Here is a 1603-nt window from a genome sequence, read left to right on the forward strand (position 1 = left end):
TACTGGCGGTTACCACATGACGACCATCAGCACTGAAAACAGCTGAATTGACCTCGCCGTCATGGGCAATGCGGGCCTTTTCTTTCCAGACTCCGCCCTTAAGACCATAGATTTTCACCGTTTTATCATGACTGGCGGTCACCAGATGGCGGCCATCGGCGCTGAAAGTGGCTGATCTCACAGAACCCCCATGGCGAATGATGGCTTTTGGTTCCCATGATCCACCGGCCTTCTGACCGTAAATTTTCACCGTATTATCGCCACTGGCAGTCACCACATGACTCCCATCGGGGCTGAAAGTGGCTGAAGAGATCCAATGAGAATGAGGAATGTTAGCCTCTGGCTCCCAGGATCCATCGGGTTTCTGGCCAAAGATTTCCACCTTGTAAGCGTCATTGGCGATCACCACATGGGTGCCATCGGAACTAAAGGTGGCTAATCTGACAATTCTATCATGGGGAATGGAGCCTTTCTCCAGCCATGATCCATCGTCCTCCTGAGCATGGATTCTCGCCTTGCCATCAGCACCGGCGGTTATCACATAGCGCCCATCAGCGCTGAAGGTGGCTGAGAAGCCCAAATTTGCATGGAAAATGCTGGCTTTTGGTACCCACGATCCATTTTTTTCCTGACCGTAAACTTTCGCCGTGTGATCAGAACTGGCGGTCACCACAAGAGTGCTATCGGGACTGAAGGTGGCTGAGTTGACCGCATAATCATGAGTAATAGTGACTTTTACTTCCCATGACCCATCGGCCCTGAGACCACAGATTTTCGCCGTGTGATCATCACTGGCGGTGACCAAATGATTGCTATCGGGGCTAAAGGTGGCTGAGTTGATAGAACCAGTGTGAACAATCTCAGCTTTTACATGCCATGATTGACTGATGTTATGACCAGAGATTTTCGCTGTATCTTTAAAGAGATCAGTAGCTTTAGCCCTGGTCACCACATGGCGACCATCGCCACTGAAGGTGGCTGCTCGAACCCTGATACGATGATGAGAAATTACGCCATCTTCAACTGGTCTAAATAATATGCATTCAGACATCAGTCTACTGATGGTGAAATAGAAAATAGCAGGAAATTCATGACTCTCCCGGCGTTCCACAAGTGATTTGATTAGCGCCTCATCACTCGTAAACCGCCCCAGCCAGTCACTGAGTTGGTCCTTGTCTTTTGTACTGATGAATGCCTTTAGTTGAGCCTGATGTGCTGAAGGAAACCGGCCATACCAGGCCTTCGCCATGACATCACCTTGTTCGATAACATCGTACAACTCTGTGCATGTCCGTTTTAAAAGAGCTACCGTTGGAAGATCCAAAGAATCAATGATTTTATACTTAATTTCTATGGGCAGTTTCCCCAATAATAGAGATTCACGCTGGTAAGATGCAGTGATCTCCCTTCCCATACCGATACCGGTTGGCGACTCTGATTGGGATCGCCCGGATGATGTCGGGAGTGAGTCGACAATACGTGAGTTGCCGTTTATTTGCCCAATGCCTGGTGTCATTTCTGGTTCCTGTAAGAGTTGGTATTTGTCCTGGTTCCGGGCTTCGTCAATCACTACCAGCCTGCGCCGGTTCAGGTGACACCAAAG

Annotated in this window: 1 protein-coding gene; it reads right to left on the reverse strand. The window is 49.1% G+C overall.

Features of this window, described 5'->3' with window-relative positions:
• Positions 1-1516, reverse strand: a 1516-nt coding sequence (locus KDK18_RS00900; RefSeq protein ID WP_257252518.1) for a WD40 repeat domain-containing protein, incomplete at its 3' end; no start/stop codon positions are given.
• Positions 1517-1603: the final 87 nt, after the last annotated feature.

This window comes from Endozoicomonas sp. SESOKO3 (genome assembly GCF_024606255.1).